Consider the following 14,352-nt stretch of genomic DNA (forward strand, 5'->3'; position numbering starts at 1 on the left):
CCGATTTTGCAGGAGGTCATAACATGTCATGACGGATTTTTGCGCGGTGGTTGTGACAGTACGTGGAGCGAAAACGCCAGCTATCGAGCCAGGGGAATTGTCGGGTATTGGCCGTGGATTCAACCGGTCGCCTCAGGGCCATCAGCCCCGAGCGAAAGCGGTCGGTATCTCCATAAGTGGGGCATTACACCCACCCAACCGGGCGTTTACCACCCAGTTTTTGAGGAATTTCCCCCCCTCACTCTTTCTCTCGCTTGAAGCACTCGGAAACAGCGTGCTAATTAATTTGAATTTTATCTTCGCCCTATTGAAATGGCTCATAAGTTGCAGCCCCCTGGATACCCGCAACAGCTGTCGTCCCGGACATCTTGGAGGCGGCTGGGTTTGCCGGATCGGGTATGGCGCGGGGGGTGAAAAATGAAACGTGCGACACCACCATGCAGCTCCATCGGCTCTTATGGGGAGTTCTTATGAGTTCCATGATCAAGATTGGCATCGTTGATGATCACCCGCTGTTAAGGGATGGGGTCACGATGGCGCTGAGGAAAATAGCTGACTTTCAGGTGGTCGGGCAGGGCGGGTCTGCCGATGATGCCCTGGAAATTGCCGCTCGTTTTGCTCCGGATGTTTTGCTGATGGATGTCAATATGCCGGGCGATAGCTTTGGTGCCGTGCGAGCGATCTCAGCTTCTTCGCCGGCAGTCAAGGTTTTGATGCTGACGGTATCCGAGTCCATCGAGGACGCCTATTCCGCCCTCGAAGCAGGCGCGCAGGGGTATGCGTTGAAAGGCATAAGCGGTCGTGAACTTGTACAAGCCATCAGACAGGTCGCCGGTGGTGAAACCTTCATTACACCCAAGCTTGCCAGCAAGCTCCTGGGCAGTTTCAGAAAGCACGCGGGTGATAAGCAAAAGGTCGAACTGACCCATCGCGAAGAACAAGTTATCCGGGAGGTATCGAAGGGCCTGACTAACCGCGAGGTGGCTATCAAGCTTGAGCTCTGCGAGAAGACCATCAAGCACTACATGACGAATGTCATGTACAAGCTACGGGTTCGTAACCGGACGCAGGCCGTCGCAGCCGTGAGACGGCATTGGGAGAGTGACCATATACCTGGCTTATGTGGCGCTCTTCAACGCCGCGACTTGAATGACAACGGCTAGACAAGCTACGAGCCACAAACGTTTCCGGTTACCTGGGGGCGACGATCGTTTTTGCACGGGTGATCAGATTCTGAACTGCGCCCTGGCTTTGGTTCCGGCATGGGGCGCCGATTCAATGATGAATATTCCGCCGAGGGATTCGACGCGATAGCGCATGCCGACAAGGCCCAGATGAGTCCTGCCTCGACCTGGCACGCTCGGTTTTTCGGTTGAAATACCCACTCCTGCATCCTCGACTTGCACTTGCAGTAGCCCTTCGGAATGAGAGGCGCTGAGTTTTTGGCCTTTTCCTCCGGCGTGAAGATAGGCATTGTTCAATGCTTCCTGGGCGAAGCGGTAAATACAAATTTTATGCGCTATCGGTACATCGTCCGCAAGCGTATCAAGCTTCAGTTCGACTCGCGTCTCGGTTCGCTCTTCGTGCCGCTCGGCAAGCAATACCAGCGCATCGTGCAGGCTCAGATCATTGATTTCCGGAAGTGCCAGGCCGAGTGAAATCTCCCGAACTTCGTTTAAAGCATCCTCGCCGGCACGTCTGATCATGTCGAGGACTTCCCCATCCGAGGCGCCTTGCGAATCTTCGAGCTCTTCAAGGCGAAGGAGAATAAGTGACAACATCTGAGCAGGACCATCATGAAGATCTGCCCCGATCCGACGAAGCGTAAGTTCATTGATTTTTGAGAATTCGCGATTGGCTGTAGTGACTTTAAGCTGAAGGGCGGCATTATTTGAGTGCAACCTGGCTTGCTCCTGCATTCGCCATTCAAGTGCTGTTTCCTGCTGCTTTATGATCTTGTCGTCACGCCGAACGATAAAAAATAACAACAAAAGCATGGCCATCGTTGCTGTACCAACAATCGCCCATACTTTCTGGCGAACGTTATTGATTTCGCGCTGTAGCGCTTGCGCGGTTTCGTAGAACTCACCCACCGCAACAATCTTTCCAGTACCCGTTTCGCGCAGTGGAGCAAAAATTTCATAGAACGGAATATTCAGGCTTCGCTCAAAAGCATCGTCAGTATCATCCTCAAGATCATTGTCCAGTTCTGTATAGATCTTGCCTGTCAGCGCCTGTGAGATCTCCTCTGTCGGAAATTTTTTCTGGACCGCGGATTTGTCGGTGCTATAGGCAATCGTGCCGTCTGGAAGCCAGATCTTCACCGAGACGACATGTGTACTCAGCGAGGTGCTGGACAGCAACTGATCAATGGTCTGAATCGTTTCATCGGGGAGTTCTTTGGCTGTGGTCAATCCCTGGACGTAAGGTTCGAGAAAGTTCTGCATATAACGCGCGCCCGTCTCTGCCGCCGTTTGAACCGTTGCCTCTTCGATACTCTGGCTTACGAGGTTTCCAACGAGCGTCATGGTCAAACCCAGAATTATTGTGGCGCAGATGACGAACTGGGTTGAGCGGCTTAAATGGCGCAATTTCGTACCGGTGATCTGCCTCCCGGGCACTGCGTCACTGGACGTTTGGCCAGCGTTTGATTCGACCAAGGTCTGATCCGATTCTTTGACCAAGGTCTCAGAATTTGGCTGGGCTTTCGTCTCTGTACACATCCGGGTAGCCCTTCAATACTCATTTTCAATGGAGTGTAAAGCTAGCAGTTGAGGTTGAGGTTGAGGGCGGGAGGGGCGATGAATAGTTTAAAAAGATTCTCGATCGATCCGGGTAATCGCTATTTCCGGCAAAAGCAGCCGGGAGTTATTACCAATAGTAATGATTTCCTGACTCCGCCATCAGGCGTGTGGAACCCGTCTCCAATACAGACTAGTCAATTTGTAGTCGATGCCAGTTTGCTCATGGATAAAAGGCTTGTTGATGAAGCCGCATGGACGCAGAACCGTGCCATCACCCCTCAGGAACTCCCGGACTATGGCGATCTTCGCGAGCCTGTTCCGGCCAATGACTCTGATCGCTGGATGTGTGGCATCTGTGACAAGCCCCCTATGCCCGAGAGAGCCACATGGACAGATGCATAGAGCCCCGATACGTGACGGGGCCATTAGTAAGTTACGCCATCTATCCAACCCGTGTTCATGGGCCGTCGCCTCCTTGAGGCGCAATACCCGCCTGTAGTTACGGTTGTCATGGGGAATTGATCCTCAGTTGAGCACTGCTGATCGCACGCGATTCAGTAAGGGCTTCGTATGGCCGTGAAATCAGGTCCCGTCGTTCAATTTCTGTTTTTTGTTTATGGGGTTCAACACTAAACCACGCGTTTGCAGCGGTGTTTTATGCGTGTGGTTTCCTGATCAGTCAAGCATCGAGGAAACAGCCATGGCCAGCTTCAACAAGTCCGATCTCGAGTTCATTCTTGAACAAATTTTCATCGCCGAACGGCATGCAGCAGGCGCGAGTCTGGTGGACATGCTGCCGAACGTAGAAGTACCCTTCGGCCTGCGCACCGTCTCCGGCTTCGGCAACAACCTGGCCAATCCCCAGTTCGGTGCCGCCGACAATTTCTTTCCGCGCTTGACGACGCCGGTGTTCAATACCGCGCAGGTCCAGCCGGTCGGCTTCTTTGGCCCCACTGATCCTGGCGGAACCACGCCGACCTCCTACCTGCAGACCAGCGGTGCCGTCTTCGACGCGCAGCCGCGAATCATCAGCAACCTGATCGTGGACCAGACCGCCAATAACCCGGCGGCGGTCGCGGCAGCAGCGGCCAATCCGGGTTCACAGGTGGTCACCAGCCCCGGTCTGGATGGCCTGTTCGGCACCGCCGACGACGTTTCTGTCTTCCAGATCCCTAATATCACGCCGGACGCGGGCCTGACCGCGCCCTTCAACGCCTGGATGACTTTCTTCGGCCAGTTCTTCGACCACGGCCTGGACCTGGTCACCAAGGGCGGCTCGGGCACGGTGTTCATTCCGCTGCAGCCCGACGATCCACTGTTCGTGCCTGGTAGCCCGACCAACTTCATGGTGTTGACGCGGGCCACCAATCTGCCCGGTCCCGACGGCATCCTCGGCACCGCCGATGATGTCCACGATCAGAGCAACACCACCTCGCCGTTTGTCGACCAGAACCAGACCTACAGCTCACATCCCTCGCATCAGGTATTCCTGCGCGGCTATGAGCTCAACGCCGCTGGCGATCCGGTCGCCACCGGCAAGCTGATCACCAATCGTGACCTGGGTGTCGATGGTGTGTTCGGCACCGCCGACGACGTCGAAATCGGTGGCATGGCCACCTGGAAGGTGGTCAAGGCTCAGGCCCATGATCTGCTCGGGATCAACCTGACCGATGCGGATGTGTTCGATCTGCCGCTGCTGGCGACCGACGCCTATGGCAACTTCATCAAGGGGCCCAACGGCCTGCCGCAAGTCGTGATGAAGGGCGCGGATGGCATTGCCGGCACCGCCGATGACATACTCGTCGAAGGTAACCGGGCCGCCCCCATCAGCCTGACGAACGCCGTGCGCACCGGTCACCAGTTCCTCATCGACATCGCTCACAGCGCCGACCCTACCGGTGGCCTGACGGCTGATGCGGACACCGTCATTGGTGGCCCGCAAGCGCCCGGCACCTACGACAACGAGCTGTTGGATGCGCATTACATCGCCGGCGATGGCCGCGTCAACGAGAACATCGGCCTGACCACCGTCCACTCCGTCTTCCACCACGAGCACAACCGGCTGGTCGATCAGACCAAGGCGACGGTGCTGGCCTCCGCCGACCTCGTCTTCCTGAACCAGTGGCTGATGCCCGACGCCCAACTGGCAGCGTTGCCGGTCACGGCGGCCGACATCGCGGCCCTGCACTGGAACGGCGAGCGGCTGTTCCAGGCGGCCAAGTTCGGCACCGAGATGCAGTACCAGCACCTGGTGTTCGAGGAGTTCGCGCGCACCGTCCAGCCGCAAGTGGACGTCTTCCTGGCGCCCATGGGCAACGACACCACGATCGACGCGTCGATCGTCGCCGAGTTCGCGCACACGGTCTTTCGCTTCGGCCACTCGATGCTGGTGGAGACGGTCGATCGTTTCGATCCCAACTTCAACGTCGTCGGCGACGGCAATCCGATTGATCCGGGCAATCAACAGACCGGCCTGATCGCGGCCTTCCTCAATCCGCTGGCATTTGCTGCGAGCGGCCCTACCCCTGAGCAGGCGGCAGGCGCCATTGTACGCGGCCTGACCCGCCAGGTCGGCAACGAGATCGATGAGTTCGTGACCGATGCGGTGCGCAACAACCTGGTCGGCCTGCCGCTGGACCTGCCCGCCCTCAACCTGGCGCGTGGCCGCGACGCCGGCATCCCGTCGCTGAACGCGGCGCGGCGCGAGTTCTACCACATGACCGGCGATAGCCAGTTGACCCCCTACACGAGCTGGGCCGATTTCGTGCAGCACATGAAGCACCCGGAGTCGCTGATCAATTTCATCGCCGCCTACGGCACGCACTCGACCATCACTAGCGCTACGACGCTGGCGGGCAAGCGCGCCGCGGCTGCGGATCTGGTGCTCGGTAGCGCCACGGCGCCGGCCGATCGCCTGGACTTCCTGCACAGTACCGGCGCCTGGGCCAGCACCGCCGGTGCGGACGGTATTCTGAACACCGCAGACGACGTGACCACCACCGGCCTGGACGCCGTTGACTTCTGGATCGGCGGCCTGGCCGAAGAGAAGATGCCCTTTGGCGGCCTGCTGGGCTCGAGCTTCAACTTCGTCTTCGAAACCCAGTTGGAAAACCTGCAGAATGGCGACCGCTTCTACTACCTGGCCCGCACCGCGGGACTCAACTTCGGCACTGAGCTTGAGAACAATTCGTTCGCCAATCTGGTGATGCTCAACAGCGATGCAACACACCTGTCGGCTAACATATTCCTGACGCCGGCCTTCACCCTGGAAACCGACCCGACGCGCCAGTTCAACCAGAGTGTGGTGGCCGGCCCGGATGGCATACTGGTCGACAATCCATTGACACCAGTCAATGAGGCCGCCGACAACCTGCCCGCCAACGCCGACCCCTTTGGCCCGTCGATCCACCCGATCGGCTCACCACGGATTGACCATTTCACGCCGCTGGTGATCCGCGACAACCCCGCCACAGTGGGCCTGGATACCAACTACCTGCACTACACCGGCGGCGATACGGTCGTGCTGGGCGGCACGGTCGGCAACGATATCCTCATTGCCGGCGACTCGGACGACGACACCGTCTATGGCGACGCCGGCAACGACCGGCTCGACGGCGGCTACGGCAACGACAATGTCTTCGGCGGCACCGGTGACGACATCATCACCGACATCGGCGGCGACGACACCATTCACGGCGAAGACGGCAACGACGTCATCCAGGCCGGTAACTCGACCCTGGCCGGCAGCAATCTGGTCCTCGGCGGTGCGGGCAAAGACTTCGTCATCACTACCGAAGACATCTCGACGATCTTCGGCGGAACAGGCGACGACTTTATCCTCGGCGCCAAAGTCAACCTGTCGCCGCAGGGCGGCGAAGGCGATGACTGGATCGAGGGGGGCACCCAGGACGGTGCGGTCGGCGACAACAATAGCCCAACATTAACCGACGATATACCTGGCAACGACATCTTCATCGGAAAAGGCGGATTCGATGAAATGATCGGCGAGGGCGGCGACGAAGTGTTCGTCGCCAGCGACGCTCAGGACAAGATGGATGGCATGTCCGGGTTCGACTGGACCACCTACAAGAATGACAAGTTCGGCGTGACCGTCGACATGGTCACCCCGTTCTTCAGTCCGTATCACCCGGTGGCCGATGCCGCGGGCAATATCGTGGGCGCGGTGGGGCAATCGGCCGATGCGGTCTATGACCGGTTCGCGGAAGTGGAGGGCCTGTCGGGGTCGGCCTTCGCCGACTTCCTGCGCGGCGATGATCAAAACGCGGCCATCATCGCCAACTTCACGGCCAGGGGCAGCATTCTCACCAACTTCGATCTCGTCAGCGGCCTGCGGGCCTTCGTCGGCGCCGCTGCTGCTGGCCCCGACGGCATCGTGGGTACCGCAGACGATCAGTTCGGCGCGGGCAACATCATCCTCGGCGGCGATGGCAGCGACATCATCGAAGGCCGTGGCGGCAGCGACCTCATCGACGGCGACAGTTGGCTCAACGTGCGCATCAGCGTGCGGCAGAACATCGATGGCACCGGGCCGGAGATCGCCAGCTTCGACGGCATGGAGCCCCTGATCCCGCTCATGCTGAACGGCACCTTCAATCCCGGCCAGCTCGTCGCCGTGCGCGAAATCCTGCCCGGTACATCCGTAGGCGGGGCTGCGTTCGACACCGTCAACTTCATGGGCCCTCTGGCGAACTACACGATCGCCGTCAACGGCATCGTCGTCGATCCCGCCGTTCCCCTCGATATCGCCGCCACCGACATCGTCACCGTGACCGACAATGTCGGCAAGGAAGAAACCGACCGTCTCACCCACATCGAGCGGCTGCAGTTCTCCGATCAGGCAGTGGTCCTCGTGCAGGGGGTCAACGCCGAGCCTGTGGGCGCACTGACGGTCGATAACACCGCACCGACCGTAGGCCAGACGCTGACCGTGTCGGCGGCAGGCATCACCGATGCCGACAACGCGGGTGGGCGGATCAACAATTCCATCAGTTACATATGGCAGGTTGAATTGGCACCGGGCTCGGGCGTCTTCGAGGACATCATCCTCGGGCCAGGCCGCATCGGTATCGGATTTACAAGAGCGGACGCGCCCACTCTCACGGTGACGGCAGATCTTGCCGGCCTGGCAGTGCGCGTCAAAGGCATCTATGCGGACGATAATGGCGTGACCGAGCAGGTATTCTCGGCACCGACCACGGCCGTAGTGGCCGGCGTGCCGGCCCCCGCGGCGGCGCCTTCGCTGATCGATCCGCAGACCACTGCCCCCAGCAACGGTGTGCGTTACACGCAATCGGACCTGGCGTTCATCCTTGACCAGATCAAGATCGCGGAACACCACGCGGCGGGTGAGAACCTGGTTACTCTGCTGCCGAACATACGGGTGCCGTACGGATTGCGCACGGTCGAAGGGACGGACAACAACCTGCTCCATCCTGAGTTCGGTGCCGCCGATAACGTATTCCCGCGCCTGACCACGCCGGACTTCCGTACGGCCGAAGCCGGCACGAGCTACACCCAGACCAGCGGCCTGGTGAACGACTCGCAGCCGCGCACCATCAGCAACCTGATCGTCGACCAGACCGCCAGCAACCCGGCAGCGGTCGCGGCTACCTTCGATCCGGGGCTGGATGGCATCCTTGGCACGGCTGACGATGTCTTGAAAGTCGGCTCACAGGTGATTACCGGAACCCGCACCGACGGCACGACGTTCCAGACCTTCTTCAACTCGAACGTGAGCACCGACGCGGGCCTGACCGCGCCCTTCAACCAATGGATGACTTTCTTCGGCCAGTTTTTCGACCATGGCCTGGACCTCGTCACCAAGGGCGGCTCGGGCACCGTGTTCATTCCGCTGCAGCCGGATGATCCGTTGTTCGTGCCCGGTAGCCCGACCAACTTCATGGTGCTGACGCGCGCCACCAATCAGCCCGGCCCCGATGGCATTCTGGGCACGGCCGACGACATCCACGAGAACAGCAACACCACCTCGCCGTTTGTCGACCAGAACCAGACCTACAGCTCGCATCCTTCGCATCAGGTGTTCCTGCGTGCCTATGAGCTCAACGCAGCCGGCGACCCGGTGGCCACCGGCAAGTTGATCGAAAATCGTGATCTGGGCGCCGATGGCGTGTTCGGCACGGCCGACGACGTCGGGATCGGCGGCATGGCCACCTGGAAGGTGGTCAAGGCGCAAGCTCATGACCTGCTCGGGATCGACCTCACCGATGCCGATTTCAACAACGTGCCATTGCTGGCGACCGACGCCTACGGCAATTTCATCAAGGGTCCGAACGGTTTTCCTCAGGTGGTGATGGTGGGTCCGGACGGCATTGCCGGCACGGCCGACGATGTGCTGGTTGAAGGCAATCCGGCGGCGCCCATCAGCCTGGTCGATGCCGTACGCACCGGTCATGCCTTCCTCAACGACATCGCGCACTCCGCCGTTCCGATCGACGACGTGACCGGCGCAGCACTCCTGCCCGATGTGGACACTGTTGTTGGCGGTACGCCTGCGCCGGGCTTCTACGACAACGAACTGTTGGACGCGCACTACATTGCCGGCGACGGTCGGGTCAACGAGAACATCGGCCTGACCACCGTCCATTCCATCTTTCACCATGAGCACAACCGCTTGGTCGATCACACCATGGCGGTGGTCCTGGCGACAGCGGCAAGCGGCGACGTGTCGTTCCTGAACGAGTGGCTGCTGACGCCTGTCACTGCCGTTCCCGTCGACACCACGACCCTTGATTGGAACGGCGAGCGCCTGTTCCAGACGGCGAAGTTCGGCACCGAAATGCAGTACCAGCACCTGGTGTTCGAGGAGTTCGCGCGTACGATCCAGCCGATGGTCGATCCCTTCTTCGCCCCAGGCCAGGTGTACGACACCGCGATCGATCCGAGCATCGTTGCCGAGTTCGCGCACACCGTCTATCGCTTCGGGCACTCGATGCTGCTGGAGCAGGTCGACCGGCTGGATCCGAACTTCGCCTCGAGCGATATCGGGCTGATTCAGGCCTTCCTCAACCCGATCGCGTTCGCGGGCAGCGGCCCCACTCCGGAACAGGCGGCCGGTGCCATCGTGCGCGGCGTGACCCGTCAGGTGGGCAACGAGATTGACGAGTTCGTCACCGAAGCCCTGCGCAACAACCTGCTGGGCCTGCCGCTCGATCTGCCCGCCATCAACCTGGCGCGCGGCCGCGATACCGGCATTCCGTCGCTGAACGCGGCGCGGCGGGAGTTCTATCTGCCTACTGGCGACGCAGAGCTCAAGCCTTACACCAGTTGGGCCGATTTCGTGCAGCACATAAAGCATCCGGAATCGCTGATCAACTTCATCGCCGCCTACGGCACGCACGCGACCATCACCGGCGCCCTCACGCTGGCGGACAAGCGCGCCGCGGCTGCGGACCTGGTGTTAGGCAGCGCGACTGCACCGGCTGACCGTGTCGACTTCCTGAACAGCACGGGAGCCTGGGCCAGCACCGCCGGTGCGGACGGTATTCTGAACACCGCGGACGACGTGACCATCACCGGCCTGGACAACGTCGACTTCTGGGTTGGCGGGCTGGCCGAGGAGAAAATGCCCTTTGGCGGCATGCTCGGCTCGACCTTCAACTTCGTCTTCGAGAACCAGATGGAGAAACTCCAGGACGGCGACCGCTTCTACTATCTGGAACGCACCGCCTCGATGGACTTTGGCGCGGAACTTGAGAACAACACGTTCGCCACTCTGGTGATGGCCAATACCGACGCAACACACCTCTCGGCCAGGGTTTTCCTGACGCCGTCCTTCATCCTGGAAACTGACCAGACGCGTCAGTACAACCCGAGTGTGGTAGCCGGGCCCGACGGCATCGTCGGCACGATCGATGATCTGCCAGTCACCGCCGATCCCTTTGGCCCGTCGAACCATCCGATTGGCTCACCACGCAGTGACTTCCTCACACCGCTGGTGATCCGCGACAACCCCGGCACAGTGGGCCCGGATACCAACTACCTGCACTACACCGGTGCCGATACGGTCGTGCTCGGCGGCACGCCCGGCAACGATATCCTCATTGCCGGCGACTCGGACGATGACACGGTCTACGGCGATGCCGGTAACGACCGGATCGATGGCGGCTACGGTAACGACCAACTCCTTGGCGGTACCGGTGACGACATCATCACCGACATCGGCGGCGACGACGTCATCCACGGCGAGGACGGCAACGACGTCATCCAGGCCGGCAACGGCCTGAACCTGATCCTCGGCCAGGCCGGCCAGGACTTCATCATCACCGGCGAGGACGCGGCCGACAGCAGTGGCGGCCTGGGCAACGACTTCATCCTCGGCAGCAAGGCGAACGAGTTCGCGCGCGGCGGCGAAGGCGACGACTGGATCCAGAACGGATCTGCCGATGGCGCTGCCGGCGACAACTTCGACGCATTCGGCGACGATAAGATCATTGGCAACGATGTCTTCATGGGTGATGGCGGACCGGACAACTTCGACGGGGAAGGCGGTGATGACATCATGGTCGGCAGCCCCAGCGAGGCGGATGTTTACATCGGGTTCTCCGGTTACGACTGGGCGACCTACAAGGATGATCCGGTCGGCGTGACCATTGGCCTCAACTCCAGTCAGCGCTTCTTCGATCAGCCGGCGGTGCCCGGTTCCACCGCGTCGATCCTTGCCCGGTTGGACCTGGTGGAAGGGCTGTCAGGATCGGCACACGCCGATTTCCTCATCGGCGATGATTCCACCGCGGTAACGCTCGCTATCGCTGGCGCCACGGGTAGTGTGCTCACCAACCTTGACCTCATCAGTGGTCTGCGGGCGTTCGTTGGTGCCGCTGCTGCTGGCGCTGACGGCATCGTGGGTACCGCAGACGATAAGTTCGACGGGGGCAACATTATCCTGGGTGGTGCCGGCAGCGACGTCATCGAAGGCCGTGTCGGCGATGACCTCATCGACGGCGACAAGTGGCTCAACGTGCGCATCAGCGTGCGGCAGAACATCGATGGCACCGGGCCGGAAATCGCCACCTTCGACAGCATGACGCCCTTGGTCCCGCTCATGTTGAACGGCACCTATAACCCCGGCCAGCTCCAGATCGTCCGCGAGATCCTGACGGCGCCCGGTCCTGACTTCGATACGGCGCTGTACTCCGGCAATTTTGCGGATTACACCGTGGTCGAAAACGTCAACGGCACCGTTACGGTCACCGACAGTGTCGCTGGCAGGGACGGGATCGACACCCTCAGCAATATCGAGCGGTTGCAGTTCTCCGATCAGGCGATCGTGCTGGGCGGTTTGAACTCGGCGCCAGTCGGTTCGCTGAGGATCGACGATCCTACGCCGGCTGTCGGACAGACGCTGACGGTATCGGCGGCAGACATCACTGATGCCGACAATACTGCGACCGGCGGCGCGATCACCAGCCCCATCAGTTTCTTCTGGCAGTTCGAACCAAGCCCGGGCTCGGGCGTCTTCCAAGACGTCACCTTCTTTGCCGCCGGCGAGACCGCGCGCGCGGAGGGCACGACCGTCACGGTGAGCACGGAATTCATGGTCGCACCACCGGCGACCCTCATCGGCGCCGTGCCGGCTATCCCGCAACTCGTCGTGCCAACCGGACTGGCTCTGCGCGTCAGGGCGGTCTACAAGGACGCCAATGGCGTGCTGGAGGAGGTGTTCTCGGCGCCGACCGCACCGATCACGCCGGCCGGTACCGGCACCGTCAATGTCCTGCCGGTTGGAGCGGTGCTGATCAGCGATACGACTCCGACGCCAGGCTTTGCCTTGACCGCCACGGATGCGTTCACCGACGCCAACGGGACCACGACTTCGGTGATTACCCATCAGTGGCAGGTGGGGAGCGGTGCGATCTTTACCGACATCGTCGGGGAGACGGGCACGACCTTCACGCCCAGCTCGGCGCAGACCGGTCAGCAATTGCGTGTCGTCGCGAGTTACGTCGATGACCTCGGCACACTCGAGCGGGTCACTTCTGCCGCAACGACAGTGGTCGGCCAACTGTTCGTCGGTACCGCCGGTGATGACATATACACCGGCACGCCAGGCGACGACTTGGCCAGCGGAGGTGCTGGCAACGACATCCTGAGCGGCTTGGGCGGTAACGACATCCTCAATGGTGACGCAGGCAATGACATGCTCATCGGGGGGACGGGTGCCGATACCATGGCCGGCGGTGTGGGCGACGATGTCTACGAAGTCACCGATCTCGGGGACGTGGTGACCGAGCTTGGCGGTGAGGGCAACGACACGGTCTGGACCTCGCTCTCGGGCTACACGCTGAGTGCCAACGTCGAAAATCTGTTTTTCGGCGGCAGCGGCGACTTTGCGGGCACCGGCAACGCGCTCGACAACACGCTCGTGGGTGGTGCGGGTAACGACGTCCTGATCGGTGGCGCAGGTGCCGACACGATGGCTGGCGGTGGCGGCAGCGATGTCTACGAAGTCACCGAGCTTGGGGACGTGGTGAGCGAGAACGCCGGTGCCGGCAGCGACACGGTCTGGACCTCGCTCGGGAGCTACGTCCTGGGTGCCAACGTCGAAAATCTGTTTTTCGGCGGCAACGGCGACTTTGCGGGCACCGGCAACACGCTCGACAACACGATCGCGGGGGGGGCGGGTAATGACGTCCTCGTCGGTGGCGCAGGTAACGACATCCTCATCGGTGGCGCAGGTACCGACACGATGGTCGGTGGCGTCGACAACGATGTCTACACAGTCGACAACCTCGGGGACGTGGTGACCGAGCTCGCCGGTTCTGGTAACGACACGGTCTGGTCCTCGCTCGGGAGCTACGTCCTGGGTGCCAACCTCGAAAACCTGTTTTTCGGCGGCAGCGGCAACTTTGCGGGCACCGGCAACGCGCTCGACAACGTGATCGCGGGGGGGGCAGGTAATGACATCCTCGTCAGTGCCGCAGGTAACGACCTCATCATCGGTGGCGCAGGTGCCGACACGATGACCGGCGGTGTCGGCAACGATGTCTACGAAGTCACCGACCCTGGGGACGTGGTGACCGAGCTTGGCGGCGAGGGTATTGACACGGTCTGGACCTCGCTCGGGAGCTACGTCCTGGGTGCCAACGTCGACAACCTGTTTTTCGGCGGCAGCGGCGACTTTGCGGGCACCGGCAACGCGCTCGACAACACGATCGCGGGGGGGGCGGGTAATGACGTCCTCGTCGGTGGAGCAGGTAACGACGTGATGAGTGGCGGCGTCGCCGGCAACGATATCTTCGCGTTTGCCCCAGGCTTCGGCACCGATACGATCCTGAACTTCGGAGCCAATCCGGGCGCAGGGCAGGACTTGCTCGATATCAGGGGGATGGGGGTCACCAGCGCGGTGTTCGCGACCAACGTGAGCATAACGGCTGACGGGGCGGACACGGTGGTTGGGATTGGAACGGACTCCATCCGCCTGGTGGGTGTCAGCAGCGCGGCCGTTGATCAGACGGACTTCATTCTGGTCGTCTGAGGTCCTGGTCAGTACCGTCGCAGGAGGGCGGAACAGTAGAGGGGAGGGCATGGATGCCCTCCCTTTCTCTTTTCAATCAAATGCCCATTAGTT

The 14,352-nt window shown here is 60.9% G+C and carries 4 protein-coding genes; 3 read left to right on the top strand and 1 reads right to left on the bottom strand.

The genetic code is table 11. The annotated features are described in order from the left end of the window. The first annotated feature begins 470 nt into the window (after positions 1–470). Positions 471–1,163 (top strand): response regulator transcription factor, encoded by a 693-nt coding sequence (locus C8K63_RS29335; protein WP_108219897.1) that lies wholly within the window; start codon positions 471–473, stop codon positions 1,161–1,163. Positions 1,164–1,226: 63 nt separating this feature from the next. Here the strand turns inward: C8K63_RS29335 and C8K63_RS29340 are convergent, their stop codons facing one another. Then, positions 1,227–2,723: a sensor histidine kinase gene (locus tag C8K63_RS29340; RefSeq protein ID WP_108219876.1), complete on the bottom strand. Its 1,497-nt coding sequence runs from the start codon at positions 2,721–2,723 to the stop codon at positions 1,227–1,229. A 78-nt stretch (positions 2,724–2,801) separates the two neighbouring features. On the opposite strand from C8K63_RS29340, the gene C8K63_RS29345 reads away from it, so the two are divergent. Both C8K63_RS29345 and C8K63_RS29350 read left to right on the top strand, forming a co-directional pair. Then, positions 2,802–3,146, top strand: a complete 345-nt coding sequence (locus C8K63_RS29345; RefSeq protein ID WP_108219877.1) for a hypothetical protein — start codon at positions 2,802–2,804, stop codon at positions 3,144–3,146. A gap of 298 nt (positions 3,147–3,444) precedes the next feature. Continuing rightward, positions 3,445–14,259 (top strand): peroxidase family protein, encoded by a 10,815-nt coding sequence (locus C8K63_RS29350; protein WP_108219878.1) that lies wholly within the window; start codon positions 3,445–3,447, stop codon positions 14,257–14,259. Positions 14,260–14,352: the final 93 nt, after the last annotated feature.

Origin of the sequence: Pseudomonas sp. GV085 (assembly GCF_003050925.1) — a bacterium.
Lineage (GTDB): Bacteria > Pseudomonadota > Gammaproteobacteria > Pseudomonadales > Pseudomonadaceae > Aquipseudomonas.